This is a genomic window from Nocardioides sp. JS614, assembly GCF_000015265.1.
Lineage (GTDB): Bacteria > Actinomycetota > Actinomycetes > Propionibacteriales > Nocardioidaceae > Nocardioides.
In genome coordinates, this window is sequence record NC_008699.1 from 3111624 (window position 1) to 3127840 (window position 16217).

Here is a 16217-nt window from a genome sequence, read left to right on the forward strand (position 1 = left end):
GTGCAGTACGGGTTCGCCATCGACCAGCGCACCTGCATCGGCTGCCACGCCTGCACGGTCGCCTGCAAGACCGAGCACGAGGTGCCGCTCGGCCAGTTCCGCACCTGGGTGAAGTACGTCGACGGCGGCACCTTCCCCGACACCACCCGCTCGTTCGGGGTGATGCGCTGCAACCACTGCACCGACGCCCCGTGCGTCAAGATCTGCCCCACCCAGGCGTTGTTCAAGCGCGAGGACGGCATCGTCGACTTCGACAACGAGCGGTGCATCGGATGCAAGTCCTGCATGCAGGCCTGCCCGTACGACGCCATCTACATCGACGCCGAGACGCACACCGCGGCCAAGTGCAACATGTGTGCGCACCGGGTCGACGAGGGGCTCGAGCCCGCCTGTGTGGTCGTCTGCCCGACCCACTCGATCTGGGTCGGCGACCTGGACGACCCGTCGAGCGGCATCGCGAGGCTCGTCGCCACCCAGGAGACGGCCGTGCGCTCGCCGGAGCAGAACACCGGCCCCAACGTGTTCTACCTCGGTGCCGACCGGGCCGTCCTGGACCCGCTGGCGGCCCCCGTCGACGACACCTACATCTGGGCGAAGCCGGACGCCCAGCGACTGGCGATCGCCGGCGACGTCGACCGGGACCCGGTCACCGGCGCCCGCACCACGCTCAACACCGCGCACCCGCGCCCCTGGGGCTGGAAGGTCGTCACCTACCTGTGGACCAAGGGCGTCGGGGCCGGCGCCCTCGGCCTCGCACTGCTGGCCCACCTGATGGGCATCGGGCTGGGCCCCGTCGGCGACTACGTCGCCCCGGTCCTGGGCCTGTTCGGCGCGGCGACGACCGGCGTGCTGCTCGTCTGGGACCTCAAGCGTCCCGAGCGGTTCCTCTACATCTTCTTGAAGTCGAACTGGACCTCCTGGCTGGTGATCGGCGCCTACGTCCTCACCGTGTTCTCCGGGGGCGCGGTCTTGTGGATGCTCGCCGTCGCTCTCGACCTCGGCTGGGCGATGACGACGCTGGCCTGGGTCGGGCTCCCGGTGAGCGCCCTGATGGCGGCCTACACCGCGTTCCTCTTCGGCCAGGCCGAGGGCCGGGACCTGTGGCAGTCGCCGCTGCTGTTCTGGCACCTGGTCGTCCAGGCCGTGATGGTCGGCAGCGGCGCGCTGGCCGTCGCCGGGCTGTTCGCCGACCTCTCGGACCCGGCCTGGGAGATGGTCACGGTCGCGTTCGTGCTCTCGACGGCCGCGCACCTGCTCATGCTCGGCGTCGAGTACGCCGGCGGGCACGCGAGCCGGCAGGCGACCGTCGCCGCGCACATCGTCACCCGCGGCCGCTACGCTCGCCTGTTCTGGCTCGGCGCGGTGCTTCCGGCCGCTGCGGCCGTGGTGCTCGGAGCCCTGACCTGGGGCGGGCTGCCCGTCGGCCTCCTGGTCGTGGCGGGCATCGCCGTACAGCCGGCGCTGGTCGCCTACGAGAGCGCCTTCGTCCGCGCGGGCCAGGACCCGCCGCTGTCATGACCACGAACGGAGCACCTGTGAACCCGCCCGTGAACCTGCCCGGCGCCCGCCGCCACGAGGGACTGCGCAACTTCCCGCCGGTCGAGGACTGGGACCACCACGTCGAGTACGACGCCAAGGCCCATCCGCGCAAGGTCCCGCACACCTACTCCCTGATCCCGACGATCTGCTTCAACTGCGAGTCGTCGTGCGGGCTGCTGGCCTACGTCGACCACGAGGACCTCTCGATCAAGAAGTTCGAGGGCAACCCGGCCCACCCGGGGTCCCGCGGCCGCAACTGCGCCAAGGGCCCGGCCACGATCAACCAGGTCCACGACCCGGAGCGGATCCTGCACCCGCTGCGCCGGGTCGGGGAGCGCGGCTCGGGGCAGTTCGAGCAGGTGAGCTGGGAGGAGGCGCTGACCGACATCGCGACCCGGATCCGGGGCGCGATCGTCGAGGACCGGCGCGACGAGGTGATGTACCACGTGGGTCGTCCGGGTGAGGACGGCTTCGTCGAGCGGGTGCTCCAGGCCTGGGGCGTCGACGGGCACAACAGCCACACCAACGTGTGCTCGTCGGGCGGGCGCAGCGGCTACACCCACTGGATGGGCTACGACCGGCCGTCGCCGGACTACGCCAACGCCAAGACGATCCTGCTGCTGTCCTCGCACCTGGAGACCGGCCACTACTTCAACCCGCACGCCCAGCGGATCATGGAGGCCAAGCAGAACGGCGCCAAGATCGCGGTGCTGGACCTGCGGCTCTCGAACACCGCCTCGCACGCCGACCTGTGGATCGCGCCGTGGCCGGGCAGCGAGGGAGCGATCTTCCTGGCCGTGGCCTCCTACCTGCTGCGCACCGGGAGCATCGACCGTGAGTTCATCCGGCGCTGGGTGAACTGGGACGTGTACCTCGAGCGGCTGCATCCCGGGACACCGAAGGACTTCGACGCGTTCCTGGCCCGGCTCACCGAGGACTACGCGCGCTACACCTTCGAGTACGCCGCGGAGGTGGCCCACGTCGAGGTCGAGCAGCTCGAGGCCCTGGCCCGGATGGTGGCCGATGGCGGCACCCGGCTCGCCACCCACACGTGGCGCTCGGCCGCGGCCGGCAACCTCGGCGGCTGGCAGATCACCAGGTCGCTGTTCTTCCTCAACGTGCTGACCGGCAGCGTCGGCACCGCGGGTGGCACCCACCCCAACGGCTGGGACAAGATCATCGCCCACCATCCGCTGATGCCCGAGGCGAACGAGGCCTGGAGCGAGCTGCTGTGGCCGATCGAGTACCCGTTGACGACGAACGAGATGTCGACGCTGCTGCCGCACCTGCTCCAGGAGGGCCGCGGGAGGCTGGAGGTCTACTTCAGCCGGGTCTACAACCCGCTGTGGGTCAACCCCGACGGGTTCACCTGGATCGACGTGCTCAAGGACGAATCGAAGATCGGCCTGCACGTCGCGCTCACCCCGACCTGGAGCGAGTCCGCGGCCTTCGCCGACTACGTGCTGCCCATGGGCCACGCGTCGGAACGCCACGACACGATGTCCTTCGAGACGCACACCTCCAAGTGGCTGGCCTTCCGCCAGCCGGTGACCCGGGTGGCGATGGAGCGGCGCGGCATCCCCTACCGCGACAGCCGCGACACCAACCCCGGTGAGGTCTGGGAGGAGAACGAGTTCTGGTTCGAGCTGTCCTGGCAGATCGACCCCGACGGCTCGCTGGGCATCCGCCGCTACTTCGAGTCCCCGGACCGCCCCGGGGAGCGGATGACCCAGGACGAGTACTACGAGACGGTCTTCTCCACCAACGTCCCAGGCCTGCCGGAGGCCGCGCGGGCACAGGGCCTGTCACCGTTGCAGTACATGCGCAGGTACGGCGTGTTCGAGGTGGCGCGCGACCTGTACCGGCTCGACGAGCGACCGCTCAGCGCGGCCGAGCTCGAAGGCGCGGTCCCCGACGAGAACGGCGTCCTGCGCAAGCCGGTCACCCTGGAGAGCCAGCCGCCGCTGGTCGGCGAGGCCGGCGCGGTCGGCCTCGTGCACGAGGACGGCACCAGGACGGCGGGCTGGCTGTCGCCGTCGCGCAAGCTCGAGCTGTACTCCACGACCCTCGCGGACTGGGGCTGGCCGGAGCATGCCACCCCGGGCTACATCGAGTCCCACGTCGCCGCCACCCGGATCGACCGTGCCGACCAGGAGTTCGTGCTGATGCCGAACTTCCGGCTCCCCACCCTGGTGCACACCCGGTCCGGCAACGCCAAGTACCTCAACGAGATCGCCAACACGCACCCGCTGTGGTTCAACACCGCGGACGCTGCCGCGCTGGACGTCGGCACCGGCGACCTGGTCCGGGTCACCACGGAGATCGGCCACTTCGTGGTCCGGGCCTGGGCGACCGAGGCGATCCGGCCGGGCGTCGTGGGCCTCTCCCACCACATGGGCCGCTGGATGCAGGACGGCCATCCCGGGAGCCGCTGGGTGATGGGCAAGGTGGACCTGCAGCGCAGCGACGAGGGGGTCTGGAAGCTGCGGTACGTCGACACCGTCAAGCCCTTCACCAGCGAGGATCCGGACTCCGAGCGGATCTACTGGGACGACCCCGGCGTGCACCAGAACCTGGCGTTCCCGGTGCAGCCGGACCCGGTCTCGGGCATGCACTGCTGGCACCAGAAGGTGCGCATCGAGAAGGCGCACGAGGGTGACCGGTACGGCGACGTGGAGGTCGACGTGAACAAGTCGCGCGAGGCCTACCGGCGCTGGCTGGCCATCGCGCGACCGGGTCCCGGGCCGGACGGGCAGCGCCGCCCCGAGTTCTTGATGCGGCACGTGACCCCCAAACGCAAGGCCTACCGGTTCGCGGCGGCCGGAGCGACGCGATGAGGCTGCTGGGCCGTGACCGCACGGCCGCGGACGTCGACCTCGCGGCCGTGCACGCCGCCCTGGGCACCGTCATGGACCCGGAGCTGCAGCTGCCGCTGCCCGACGCCGGGATGGTCGGCGAGGTCTCGGCCGACCGTTCCGGCACGGTCACCGTCGAGGTGCGGCTGACCACGCCGACCTGCCCGTTGCGCGAGACGCTGAGCCGCGACGTCACCGCCGCGGTGGGGGCCCTCGTCGGGGTGGCGCGGGTCGAGGTGAGGTTCGGTGCGATGTCGGACCGCGAGCGCCTGGACCTGGCCTCTCGGCTGCGGGGCGGCCGCGAGGCGGGCCATCCCTTCGGCTCCCGCTCGACCACCCAGGTCTACGCCGTGGCGAGCGGCAAGGGCGGGGTGGGGAAGTCCACGGTGACCGCCAACCTGGCGGTGGCGCTGGCCCGGCAGGGCAAGCGGGTCGGGGTCCTCGACGCCGACGTGTGGGGCTACTCCATGCCGCACCTGTTCGGCGTACGCCGCGCGCCGGTCGCGCTGAAGGGCCTGATGCTCCCGGTCGAGGCGCACGGTGTCGCGCTCATGTCGGTCGGCTTCTTCGTCGACGACCAGGAGCCGGTCGTGTGGCGCGGGCCGATGCTCCACAAGGCGATCGAGCAGTTCCTCGGCGACGTCCACTGGGGCGAGCTCGACGTCCTGCTCGTCGACCTGCCGCCCGGCACCGGGGACGTCACGATCTCGCTGCTCGAGCTGGTCCCGGACGCCCAGCTGGTCGCGGTGACGACCCCGCAGCCGGCCGCGCGGACCGTGGCGGAGCGGGTCGGCCGGATGGCGCTGGACGCCCGGATGCCGATCGCCGGGGTGGTGGAGAACATGTCCGCCCTCGTGTGCGGCTCGTGCCACGAGAGCACGCCGCTCTTCGGGTCCGGCGGTGGCCGGCAGCTCGCGGACACGATCGGGGCCCCCCTGCTCGCTCAGGTCCCGCTCGACCTGGCCGTCCGCGAGGGCGGCGACGCGGGGACGCCCGTGGTCCTGTCGGCACCCGCCTCGTCCGCGGCCCAGGAGCTGTCTCGGATGGCCGCCGGCCTGCCCGTCGTCCGGCGCAGCATCGTGGGACGACCGCTGCCCCTCAGCGTCGTCTGAGCAGATGCGCCCACGGATCGTGCCATCGGCGCGGGGTGACGTCGTCGCCGGTGTGACCGTCGCGCTGGTGCTGGTCCCGCAGGCGCTCGCCTATGCGACGATCGCCGGACTCGATCCCGTCTACGGCCTGTACGCCGCCGTGGCCGCGCCCATCGCCGGGGCGCTGGTCGGGTCCTCCCCGTACCTGCAGACCGGCCCGGTCGCGGTGACCAGCCTGCTGACGTTCGGCGCACTGGAGCCCCTCGCGCGACCGGAGACGCTGCGCTTCGCCGCGCTCGCGGCCGTGCTCGCCGTCCTGGTCGGCATGGTGCGGGTCCTGCTCGGCCTCCTCGGCGGCGGCCCGATCGCCTACCTGATGTCCCAGCCCGTCGTGGTCAGCTTCACGACCGCGGCGGCGCTCCTGATCATCGGGACCCAGGTGCCGGCCCTCCTCGGGATGCAGGGCGACTCGGCCAACCCCTTGGTGGGCGCCGTCCGGGCGCTGGCCGACCCCGCAGCGTGGAGCTGGACCGACCTGGTCGTCGGACTGGTCGCGATGACGCTGATGCTCGGCAGCCGGCGCGTCTGGTCGCTGTTCCCCGGCGCCCTGCTGGCCGTCGTCCTCGCCGTGGTCTGGAGCCGGGCGACGGGCTACGACGGGCGCACGGTCGGCGCGGTGGACCTCTCGTACAGCACTCCCCAGGGCGTGTCGGCCACCGATCTCGCGACCCTCCTGGTGCCCGCCCTCGTCATCGCGATCGTCGGCTTCGCCGAGCCGGCCTCCATCGCTCGTCGCTACGCCGCCGCGGACCGGCAGCCGTGGAACCCGAACCTTGAGTTCGTCGGGCAGGGGCTGGCCAACCTCGCGTCCGGCGCGGCCGGCGGGTTCCCCGTCGGCGGCTCGTTCTCGCGCACCAGCCTGAACCGGCTCAGCGGGGCTCGGACCCGGTGGAGCGGCGGCATCACCGGGCTGGTGGTCCTGGCCATCCTCCCGTTCGTGTCCGTGCTGTCCGCGCTGCCGCTCGCCGTCCTGGCCGGCCTGGTGATCGGGGCGGTCGCCTCCCTGGTCGACGTGCGGACGCCGCTGCTCTACTGGCGCTGGTCGAAGCCGCAGTTCTCCGTGGGGGTGCTCACCGCGGTCGCCACGATGGCCCTGGCGCCCCGGGTCGAGCGGGGTGTCCTGGTCGGTGTCGCGGCCGCGCTGGCGGTGCACCTGTGGCGCGAGATGGGGGTGCACCTGCCCGCCTTCGTGGAGGACGCGACCCTGCACCTGCGGCCGACCGGCGTGCTCTACTTCGGCTCGGCTCCGGCTCTCGAGAGGAGCATCTCGAGGCTGATCGCGGAGCACCCCTCCGTCGACCGGGTGGTGCTGCACCTGGACCGGATCGGCCGGCTCGACCTCACCGGCGCGCTGATGCTGCGCGACATCCTCGCCGACGCGGAGAGCGCCGGGCGCACGTTCGAGATCCGGGGTGCTCGCGCACACGCCGCGGGACTGCTGGTGCGGTTGCTGGGGCCGGAAGCACGCATCTGCGGTGACGACGTGGCCTGAGCGAGGTCAGCGCTGCTCGGCGAGACCGAGCCGCACCGCGTTCGTGTACTCGTCGTCGATCAGCACCACGTCGTGGCCGTCCCGGGCCAGCAGGCTGGCGGCAATCGAGGCCCGGAACCCCGACGCGCAGTGCACCCACAGCTTCGCGTCGCGGGGCAGCTCACCTGTCCGGTCCGGCACGCGGTGGATCGGCACGTGCAGCGACCCGGGGATCGCGGACTGCTGCCGCTCGTCGTCCTGGCGCACGTCGAGCACGGTCGCGTGGTGTGCGCCGGCCAGGTCGCCGAACTCCGCCCGGGGGTAGGACTCGGGTCGCCGACCGTCGGCCAGGTCCTCGATCCGGCCGACCGCCGCGCCCCCAGGGCGCTCGATCCCGATCCGGACCATCTGGCGCTGGGCCCGCGCCACCTGGTCCGAACTGCTGCCGATGAGCGTCACGGGCGTGTCCCAGGGCATCAACCAGCCGAGGTACGTCGAGAACTGGTCCGACTCGAGCTCGATGCCGACGGTGCCACTGACATGACCGGCCGCGTACGCCCGGCGACTGCGCAGGTCGACCACCCACTCGCCGGCGCGGATCGAGGCGCGCAACCGCTCCGGGTCGACCGGCACCGCAGGCGCGAGGTCGGGCCGCTCCGGGCCCACGGCGTTCCGCTCGCCCATGTGCGTGTAGTAGTCGGGATAGGGCGTGAGGTTCGCCAGCAGCTCCTCGACGAACCCGTCCTCGCCGGCCGCGGTGAGCGCATCGTTCTGCTCGCGCTCCTCCCCCATCGTCGAACGGTCCGCGCCGGTGGTCGATCCGGCCGAGCAGAAGCTCCCGAAGCCGTGGGTGGGGAAGATCCGAGCGTCGTCATCGAACGCCCCGGAGAGCCGACGAGCGGACCGGAACTGCTCGCGGGTCAGCTCCTCGGCATGCTCCGGGCCGAGCAGGTCGGTCCGGCCGACGCTTCCGTAGAGGAGGGACCCGCCGGTGAACACCGCGGGCGGGTCGTCGTCCTCGCCGAAGGCGACGTAGCTGAGGTGGTGGAAGGTGTGCCCGGGCGTGTGCAGCGCGCGCACCGTGAGGCCGCCGTACCGGAGCTCGTCGCCACTCCGAACGGCGCGCCGGCGAAAGGCGACGTCGTCATCGGCACAGACGAGGTGGTCGACACCCGCACGACGCGCCAGCGCGGCGCCACCGCTCACGTAGTCGTTGTGGAGGTGGGTCTCCGCCACCGCGCCGAGCGCGAGACCGCGAGCCACGAGGAGCCCCTCCACCCGGTCGATGTCGCGCTGCGGGTCCACGACGACCGCCGTGGTGCCGTCGTGGACGACGTAGCTCCGGTCGCCGAGCTCGGTGGTCTCGAGCACCTCCACCTGGGCCATGGGATCACCTTCCAGCCGACGGGCACGGGATCCCCCGGTGCCCCGATCACGGGTGCATGATTCACCGCAGCCAGAAATGCCTGCCGCCTCGGTCAGTCGCGACAGGGCAGGGACAGGGTGAACGTCGCTCCGGTGCCGAGACCCGCCGAGGCCGCTGTGACGTCACCACCGTGGGCACGCGCGATCCCGCGCGCGATGGTGAGCCCGATGCCCGACCCGGCGGACCGGCGCAGCTGCCCGGGCGCGCGGTAGAAGCGCTCGAAGACCCGCTCGACGTCATCCCCGGCCAGGCCGACCCCGGTGTCGGCGACCTCGACCTCCGCCATCGTCGAGCGCCGGGTGCGGACCGTGACCGTGCCGCCGGCAGGGGTGGCCAGCAACGCGTTGCCGAGCAGGTTGGTCAGCACCTGGGTGATCCGGTCCGGGTCGACGTGCACGGGCACCGCCGGTGCAGCGGCGACCTCCAGCGTGACGTGGGCGTCCTGGAACTGCGGCGCGAGCCGCGCCGCTGCCTTCCGGGCGATCTCGGCGAGGTCCTCGTCGCGGAGCGAGAGGTCGAGCCGGCGCTCCTCCGTGCGGGACAGGTCGGACAGGTCGTCGGCGAGGCGATGCAGCCGCCGAAGCTCGACGCTGAGCGAGGCGAGGGTCGCCTGGTCGGCGGCGAACACGCCGTCGATCATCCCTTCGACGTAGCCGTCGAGCGAGGTGAGCGGCGTACGCATCTCGTGCGCGACCTCGCCGAGCAGCCTGGTCCGTCGGCTCTCGGTGGCCGCGAGGGCGTTCGCCAGAGCGTTGACGTCGGAGGCCAGCTCGGCAAGCTCCGGCTCGGACGGCGCCGGGACCTTCACGTCGTAGTGCCCGGCCGCGATCTGCCGGGTCGCGTCGCGCACCGTGTCCAGCGGCTGGAGCAGCCGCCGCGTCGCGAGTACGGCGAGAACCGCGGCCACGACGACGCTGGCGAGCACGCCGACCACGAGCGCCGTGTTCACCGCCGAGACGAACGCGAGGTGCACGTCCGGTCCGCGGCCCATCATGGTCGGCCCCTCGCCCATCATGCCCATCCGACGGTCGAACAGGCGTGGGGCCAGCAGCCGGACGGTCAGGTAGGACACGGTGGCGCCGAGGACCGCGACCAGCGCGTAGGAGGCGAACAGCCGCCAGGGCAGTCGCACGTTCACCGGGGCCGTCCGATGAACTTGTAGCCGACGCCGCGCACGGTCGCGATGAGGTGCGGGTCGGTCGCGTCGTCGCCGAGCTCGGCCCGGAGATTGCGGATGTGGACGTCGACGACCCGCTCGTCGCCGTAGAAGTCGTTGCCCCACACCTGCTCGAGCAGCTGCGCCCGCGAGAACACCCGGCCCGGGGCCCGCACCAGGGCATGAAGGAGGTCGAACTCGAGGGCCGTCAGCCGCACGGGCGCGCCGTCCACCGTGATCTCCCGCCCGATCGGGTCGACGGTCAGCTCGTCGAACCGCAGGCGCGGATCGTCGCCGGTGGTTCCGTCGCGTCGGCGACGCAGCACGGACTTCACCCGGGCGGTGACCTCACGCGGGCTGAACGGCTTGGTGACATAGTCGTCCGCGCCGACGCCGAGCCCGACCAGCTTGTCGACCTCCTCGCTGCGCGCGGTGACCAGGATGACGTAGGTGTCGGCGACGGTCCGCAGGCGGCGGAGGACCTCCAGGCCGTCCATGCCGGGCATCATCACGTCCAGCAGCACCAGGTCGACCGGCTCGGCCGAGCCGGCGCGCAGCTCGGCGAGCGCGGCGGCCCCGTCCGCGGCCTCCGACACCACGAAGCCCTCCGCCTCGAGGTAGCCGCGCAGCACGGTCCGGATCGGTGGCTCGTCGTCCACGACGAGGATTCTCGTCATCCCTCACCTCCCCGGACGCCCGCGGCACAGTGGCGGATCAGCTCCCGAAGCCCCCCATCCAGCCGCGGGCTCCGCCGCCCATCATCCCGCCCATGTGGCCGGGGCCCATGCCGTACGGGTAGGTCCCGTCGATCATGGCATCCACCCGGCTCGCCATCGCCGCGCGGGCCGCGTCGCGTTGCGCGTCGGTCAGAGCTGTGTTGGCGTCCAGGTGGCGCTCCATCGCGGTCAGCATCGCCTCCTTGAGACCCGCGACGTCCTTGTCCTGGGCCTCCGCGATCTCGGCGAGCGACCTGCCGGAGCGCAGCTCGTCGGCCAGATCGGTCGGACTCAGGCCCAGGTAGTCGGCCACCGCGGCCATCGGCGCGCCCTCATCCCAACCCATGCCGTACCGGCCGTCGCCCACGCCCCACGGTCCCGCGCAGTGTCCCGCCGTCGCGCCCGGGCCGCCCGGCGTGCCCGGCCCGACCGTGGCCCACGCAACGCCTCCACCTGTGATCGCGACGATCCCCAGCGTCGCCAGACCCACCGTCATCGTCCTGCGGTTCATCGCCGTCTCCTTCGTCTTCCCGCGCGCCTGCCGCTCCGCGGTCACCTCCTACGCTGCCCGGCGGATATGAGGCGGGCACGATCGCGGCCGTGAAGATTCGATGAAGCTGCTCCGCGAGGAATTGCCCTCTTCCGCTGTACCGGCGAGTAGCCCTAGTCTGCGTGATCGTGGTCACATCCCGGGCTCGGACCCGCACCCTCAGCGTCCTGACCGTCCTCGCCACCGCCCTCGTCGGGCTCTTCGTGGTGGCCCCACCGCAGGCCCGGGCCGACGGGCCCGGGGTCGGCACCCCCTGGGTCGTCACCCTCGGAGACTCCTACATCAGCGGCGAGGCCGGCCGCTGGGCCGGGAGCAGCAACGACTCGTCCAGCCGCGCCGACGCGCTGGGGTCGACGGCGTACTTCGACAACGCCTCCGGGACCGGCGAGACCATCACCCGCTGCCACCGCAGCAAGGCGGCCGAGGCCTACATCGGCGGCGGCGTCAACGGCCTCAACCTGGCCTGCTCCGGCGCGAAGACCGTCACCTCGAACGGCGACTACTTCAAGCCCGGGCTGGACTTCTTCGACGACGGCGCCGGCAAGCTCGGCCAGGCCAAGATGCTCCAGCAGTTCGCGACCACCCACCGGGTGGGCATGGTCGTGGTGTCCATCGGCGGCAACGACTTCAACTTCGCCGACGTGGTGACCACCTGTGTCACCGACTTCCTGTCCTCGCCGTCGTGGTGGAAGGACTACTGCTACGACGACAGCTCGGTGAAGGCGAACTTCACCGCCACCAACGTCGCCGCGGTCCGGGCCCGGATCGCCGCCGGCCTGCGCAACGTGGCGACCGCGATGCGCAACGCCGGGTACGCCGACTCCCAGTGGACCCTGCTCGTGCAGAACTACCCGAGCCCAATCCCGCGGGGCGCCGGCTTCCGGTACTCCGAGAGCGGCTACACCCGGCAGAGCACCGGCGGGTGCGGCTTCTGGAACAGGGACGCCGACTGGGCCAACGACTCGGCGCTGCCGACCATCAACGGCGCCGTCTTCGGCGCGGTCACGGACTCCGGCCTCACGAACACCCGCACCCTCGACCTGTCCACCGCGTTCAACGGCCGGCGGCTGTGCGAGAACACGGTCGGGCTCTACGAGGAGAAGGGCATCGCGAACTGGCTGGCGACGGGGGCCGTGGACCAGACCGAGTGGATCAACCAGATCCGCACGGTGAGCACCTGCTGCTCGAACAGCCCGTACTACCTCCAGGAGTCGCTGCACCCGAACTACTGGGCCCAGCTCGCGACCCGTTCCTGCGTGCGGCAGGCCTGGAACGCCGGAGCCCCACGGGGCGGAAAGTGCTCGATCGCAGGCACCGGCCTGCTCAACGGCGAGCCGAGGATGACTCTGGGCTGACCGCGACGCTGGGGACCGGCACCACGGCGCGCACTCGGGTGCCGTGACCGGAACGCTGGGTGACGCTCAACGTGCCACCGGCCATGTTCACGCGTTCCCGCATCCCGATCAGCCCTAGCCCGCTGGCTTTCGCCCCGTCCCCGCGCTCGGGTTCGGACCACCCCAGTCCGTCGTCGGTGATGGTGAGCTCGAGCTCCCGGTCGAAGCAGACGCAGACCTCGACACGGCTGGCTCTGGCGTGCCGGACGACGTTGTTGAGGGCCTCTTGGGCGATGCGATAGGCGGCCAGCTCGAGACCGGGCGGGAGCCGCACCTCGTGTCCCCTGACCCGGAGTTCGACGGCCAGGCCGGTCCGTCGGCGTACCTCCTGGGCGAGTTGGCGCAGGGCCGCGACGAGGCCGAGGTCGTCGAGCACCGGAGGTCGAAGGCCGTGGATCACCTTCCGCAGCGCCACGGCGGCGTCCTCCGCAACCGCGCTCGCATCGACCAACTGGCCCGCAAGTTCGGGAGGCGTCTCCGCCCGATGTCCCAGGTCGTCGAGAGCGCGGCTGAGGTAGGTGAGGTTCTGCAAGGGGTCGTCGTGCAGTTCGCGAGCCAGGGCCCGGCGCTCGTCCTCCTGCACCTTCAGCAGCCGACCAGCGAACAGCCGTTCCTCCTCCTCACGCCGGTGCTGCTCAGTCACGTCGGTCAGCACGACCTGGGCGAGCTCGGCGTTGCCCGCGGTGGTCACGCGATGGGTGGTGGGGACGAGCCTCAACGTCCGACCGTCCCGGTCCCTGACGTCGAGGCACCGGGGTCGGCCGTCGAGGAGCGTGGCGATGCCAACGCCGAGAAGTTCATCGACTCGCAGGCCGACCGTGTCGCGTCCAAACAGCGCCGTGGCCGCGGTGTTCGCTTCTGTCACGGCTCCCGCCGCGTCTGCGATCATCACGGGAGCGGGTTGGTCCTCGAAGAGCCGGTAATAGCGCGCCTCGGCGTTCTCTGCAACCTCGAGCGCGTGCTCGGCACGACGCCGGGCCAGACGCTCGCCCTCGACTCGCACTCCCACGACGATGGCGACGACGTTGAGCACCACGAGGTATCCGACCTCGATCCAGAAGTGAATCCGGGAATCCGGAAGCTGCGGCGAGATGAGCCAGTGAGGGACGATGAGGACCGTCGCCCACAGCGAGGTGCCCACCGCCCCGCGGACACCGAAGTTCAGCGCGGCGTAGACGACCGGGATGAGCAACAGTGCCGACGTTGTAGGAGCGGGCACCCCTGCGAGGTAGTGGGCGTGCAGCTTGTCCAGCACGAAGTCGTGAACTCCGGCGAGGGTCAGCACCGCCGCCTGAACCACCCAGAAGCGTGGTTCGCGCACCGGCGGCCTGACCTGGGCCAGGGCTCCGAGCATCCCGCGCGGTCCGTCGGCAGCGGGCGAGGTCATCGGTGCGGCCTCAGCGCGCGACATCCGAGACGTCGAGCAGGTTGGCGGAGATGGCTCGGACGACGGCCTCGGTCCGAGAGGTCACGCCGAGCTTGCCGTAGATCCTGTCGCAATGCCGTTCGACGGTGCGGGCGCTGATGCCGAGGCGGCTTGCGATCTGCTTGTTGTGCATCCCCTCTGCCAGTAGTCGCAACACCGCCCTCTCCCTATCGGTGAGCGTGTTGGCAGGACTAGAGCGCTTGGCGAGCAGGGCAGCCATCAATGTCGGCTGCAGCACGCTGTTGCCGCCGGCTACAGCGCGGACGGCCTCGACCAGTTCGCGGCCGGGGGCGGTCTTGCTGAGGTAGCCAGCGGCCCCGACGTCGAACGCCCCGCGGACGTACTCCTCGTCGTCGTACGCGGTCACGATGAGCACCCGCGTGTCAGGGTGTCGCTCTCGGATCCTGCGGGTCGCCTCGATGCCGTTCATCCCTGGCAGGCGGATGTCCATGAGGACGACGCGGGGATGCAACCGGTTGACCATCGCCAACGCGTCCTCACCCGACGCGGCGTCACCGACGACGTCCACGTCGTCGTACTGCTCCAGGATGCGCCTGGTGCCGTCGCGATGGAGCGTGTGGTCGTCGACCACCAGGACCGCGATCCTCGCCGCCTTCACACGATCGACGGTACGCCGGCCGAGCGCTCGGAGATAGGGGAAATCACCCACACCAAGTGGCCCGATTCCGCTACGGCGGACGGCGGTGATCGCCCTGTCGCGAGCCGCGCACGGAGGGGATCGTGGGAGAAGGACGTGGCAACCAACCAGACGGGACGGCACCACGATGTGGGACTTGGCAAGGCGCAGCGTGCCCGCAACCGTTGCGGCTCTGATGGCCGGAGCGCTGCTGCTCCCCGCGTCACCGGCGGCAGCGCACGGAGACGGCGAAGCGGACGTTCCGGCTCGGACCCTCGTGCTCACCGCCCTGACCTACCTCGCGAACCAACCACCGGGCTTCATGGATGTCGCCTACGACAAGGTCGGGGACGCCTTGGAGTCGGAGGAGGCTGACGGCGTGGACCTCGCCGAAGTGGAGGCCGCCCAGACTGCGATGGAGCGTGACGACATGATGGCCGCCCGTGAGCTGCTGCAGGCGTCCCTGGCACCCCTCACGGGACCCGTGACAGGCGAAGGCTCTGGCACCACCGTGCTCCTAGACCCGATGGCCGGACGCACGAAGTGGGCCTGGTCCGGCGCCGTGCTCGCCGTCGTGAGCGCCGTCGCGATCGTCACCGGGGCCGGTCTTGCCAGGCGTTGGCGTCCCACGATGACCCTGCGCGCACTGCGGCTTCAGGCCGGAGCTGTGCTCCCCGTCTCCGCGACCGGCAGAATCCGATGACCAGCGCTGCGGGACGACCCGAGACCAGCCTGCGATCCGCGGTCGCGGTCCCCAGCGCGTCGCGGCGACCGGCTCTGGGCAGGCGGGTCGTCGATGTCGTGGACGACCGGATGGGCATCAAGGCCCTGGACTACCCCGTCCCAGCGCACGCGAACACCCTGGCCTGGAGCTTGGGTGGCCTGACGGCCGTGAGCCTCGGCGTCTTGATCATCACCGGCGTGCTCCTGGTCCAGTTCTACATCCCGGACCCGACGCAGGCGAACCAGTCGGTGCGCTCGCTCACGACCGAGGTACCCGGTGGCGCCTTCGTCCGCGGCATCCACTTCTGGGCGGCGCAATCGATGTACGTTCTGGCCGGGCTGCACTTGATCCGGGTGTTCCTCACTTCCTCCTACAAGAAGCCACGCGAGGGGAACTGGCTCGTCGGGGTCGCCATGTTCGCCCTCACCTTCGTCGCGATCTTCACCGGCACGGTCCTGAAGTGGGACCAGGAGGGCTTCGAGGCGCTCGGCCACAACGTCGAAAGCGCGAAGGAGCTCGGTGCGGCGGGCTGGTGGTTCACGCCGACGTTCGCGCCGGATACTCCGATCCTCACCCGCGTCTACGGCGCCCATGTGGTTCTGATCCCCGGCCTGATCCTGCTGCTGTTGTTCGTGCACGTGTTGCTCATCAAGCGGCACCGGATCAGCCCGCACCCGCTGCTGCCCGACGAGGGGACGGGCCAGGCCCCTGCCCGCGAGGCGACCGAACCCTTCACCCGGCACCTCCGGAGGATCTCGGCCTTCGGCCTCGTTCTGATCGGGATCCTCGCACTGCTCACCCTGGTGCGTCCGCCCGGAGTGGGAACGCCGCCCGTCGAGGGCGTGGAGTTCACGAGACCGATGTGGCCGTTCTGGCCGATGTTCACCCTCGAGAACTGGCTGGGCGTCTCGGGCATCCTGTGGGGCGGCGCAGGCCTGTTCGGAGTGCTCGCTCTCGTCCCGTTCGTCGACCGCAACCCAGCCCGACACCCGCGCCACCGGAAGGTCGCACTGACCCTGGGAGCACTCTTCCTGCTCGGCTACGTCGTTCTGACCGTCCTGATGCTGGTCCTACCGGCCAAGGAGCACCTCGAGATGGGAATGTGACGTGGACCCCGTCAACGCGATCCGACGCGCCACACGCTGGTTCTGGACGCTGGCCATCGTCTCGAT

13 protein-coding genes are annotated in these 16217 nt (G+C 71.1%); 7 read left to right on the forward strand and 6 right to left on the reverse strand.

The features are described 5' to 3' along the window. From NOCA_RS16330 to NOCA_RS16345, 4 genes are read left to right on the forward strand one after another with little or no spacing between them, the layout of a single operon-like run. On the forward strand, positions 1–1518 hold the full coding sequence (locus NOCA_RS16330; protein ID WP_011756372.1) for a 4Fe-4S dicluster domain-containing protein: 1518 nt from the start codon (positions 1–3) through the stop codon (positions 1516–1518). Next, the gene (locus NOCA_RS16335; RefSeq protein ID WP_011756373.1) at positions 1515–4376 is read left to right on the forward strand and encodes a molybdopterin-dependent oxidoreductase; all 2862 of its coding nucleotides are present in this window, start codon (positions 1515–1517) and stop codon (positions 4374–4376) included. Before NOCA_RS16330 ends, NOCA_RS16335 begins: the two co-directional genes overlap by 4 nt. After that, complete coding sequence (locus NOCA_RS16340; RefSeq protein WP_011756374.1) at positions 4373–5506, forward strand: Mrp/NBP35 family ATP-binding protein; 1134 nt, start codon at positions 4373–4375, stop codon at positions 5504–5506. The genes NOCA_RS16335 and NOCA_RS16340 overlap by 4 nt, the downstream gene beginning before the upstream one ends. A gap of 4 nt (positions 5507–5510) precedes the next feature. Continuing rightward, the gene (locus NOCA_RS16345; RefSeq protein WP_011756375.1) at positions 5511–7037 is read left to right on the forward strand and encodes a SulP family inorganic anion transporter; all 1527 of its coding nucleotides are present in this window, start codon (positions 5511–5513) and stop codon (positions 7035–7037) included. 6 nt (positions 7038–7043) lie between these two features. Here NOCA_RS16345 and NOCA_RS16350 read toward each other — a convergent pair whose 3' ends face one another. The 4 genes from NOCA_RS16350 to NOCA_RS16365 all read right to left on the reverse strand — a co-directional run bounded on the left by NOCA_RS16350 (position 7044) and on the right by NOCA_RS16365 (position 10825). Beyond that, the gene (locus tag NOCA_RS16350; RefSeq protein ID WP_011756376.1) at positions 7044–8402 is read right to left on the reverse strand and encodes an MBL fold metallo-hydrolase; all 1359 of its coding nucleotides are present in this window, start codon (positions 8400–8402) and stop codon (positions 7044–7046) included. 92 nt (positions 8403–8494) lie between these two features. Further along, positions 8495–9580 carry a HAMP domain-containing sensor histidine kinase gene (locus NOCA_RS16355; protein WP_011756377.1) on the reverse strand — a complete coding sequence of 362 codons (1086 nt, stop codon included), beginning with the start codon at positions 9578–9580 and terminating at the stop codon, positions 8495–8497. Beyond that, entirely contained in the window at positions 9577–10275 is a 699-nt protein-coding gene (locus tag NOCA_RS16360) for a response regulator (protein ID WP_011756378.1), read from the reverse strand. Before NOCA_RS16360 ends, NOCA_RS16355 begins: the two co-directional genes overlap by 4 nt. A 37-nt stretch (positions 10276–10312) precedes the next feature. Beyond that, positions 10313–10825 (reverse strand): hypothetical protein, encoded by a 513-nt coding sequence (locus NOCA_RS16365; protein WP_011756379.1) that lies wholly within the window; start codon positions 10823–10825, stop codon positions 10313–10315. A gap of 167 nt (positions 10826–10992) precedes the next feature. Here NOCA_RS16365 and NOCA_RS16370 point away from each other — a divergent pair, with 167 nt between their 5' ends. After that, positions 10993–12219: a hypothetical protein gene (locus NOCA_RS16370; protein WP_197687722.1), complete on the forward strand. Its 1227-nt coding sequence runs from the start codon at positions 10993–10995 to the stop codon at positions 12217–12219. Here NOCA_RS16370 and NOCA_RS25940 read toward each other — a convergent pair. Together NOCA_RS25940 and NOCA_RS16380 are read right to left on the reverse strand one after the other, a co-directional pair. After that, positions 12188–13645, reverse strand: a complete 1458-nt coding sequence (locus NOCA_RS25940) for a sensor histidine kinase (RefSeq protein WP_011756381.1) — start codon at positions 13643–13645, stop codon at positions 12188–12190. The genes NOCA_RS16370 and NOCA_RS25940 overlap by 32 nt on opposite strands. 10 nt (positions 13646–13655) lie before the next feature. Beyond that, complete coding sequence (locus tag NOCA_RS16380) at positions 13656–14303, reverse strand: response regulator transcription factor (protein ID WP_011756382.1); 648 nt, start codon at positions 14301–14303, stop codon at positions 13656–13658. 190 nt (positions 14304–14493) lie between these two features. Here NOCA_RS16380 and NOCA_RS16385 point away from each other — a divergent pair, with 190 nt between their 5' ends. Continuing rightward, positions 14494–15024 carry a hypothetical protein gene (locus NOCA_RS16385; protein WP_140404036.1) on the forward strand — a complete coding sequence of 177 codons (531 nt, stop codon included), beginning with the start codon at positions 14494–14496 and terminating at the stop codon, positions 15022–15024. Then, positions 15021–16151, forward strand: coding sequence for a cytochrome b N-terminal domain-containing protein (locus tag NOCA_RS16390; RefSeq protein ID WP_140404035.1), 1131 nt, complete (start codon positions 15021–15023; stop codon positions 16149–16151). The genes NOCA_RS16385 and NOCA_RS16390 overlap by 4 nt, the downstream gene beginning before the upstream one ends. Positions 16152–16217 lie beyond the last annotated feature (66 nt).

Bases quoted from the DNA above. Each gene is read 5' to 3' on its own strand.
- NOCA_RS16350 (WP_011756376.1), bottom strand. From the start codon at position 8,402: ATGGCCCAGGTGGAGGTGCTCGAGACCACCGAGCTCGGCGACCGGAGC.
- NOCA_RS16335 (WP_011756373.1), top strand. From the start codon at position 1,515: ATGACCACGAACGGAGCACCTGTGAACCCGCCCGTGAACCTGCCCGGC.
- NOCA_RS16360 (WP_011756378.1), bottom strand. From the start codon at position 10,275: ATGACGAGAATCCTCGTCGTGGACGACGAGCCACCGATCCGGACCGTG.
- NOCA_RS16390 (WP_140404035.1), top strand. From the start codon at position 15,021: ATGACCAGCGCTGCGGGACGACCCGAGACCAGCCTGCGATCCGCGGTC.
- NOCA_RS25940 (WP_011756381.1), bottom strand. From the start codon at position 13,645: ATGACCTCGCCCGCTGCCGACGGACCGCGCGGGATGCTCGGAGCCCTG.
- NOCA_RS16345 (WP_011756375.1), top strand. From the start codon at position 5,511: ATGCGCCCACGGATCGTGCCATCGGCGCGGGGTGACGTCGTCGCCGGT.
- NOCA_RS16340 (WP_011756374.1), top strand. From the start codon at position 4,373: ATGAGGCTGCTGGGCCGTGACCGCACGGCCGCGGACGTCGACCTCGCG.
- NOCA_RS16365 (WP_011756379.1), bottom strand. From the start codon at position 10,825: ATGAACCGCAGGACGATGACGGTGGGTCTGGCGACGCTGGGGATCGTC.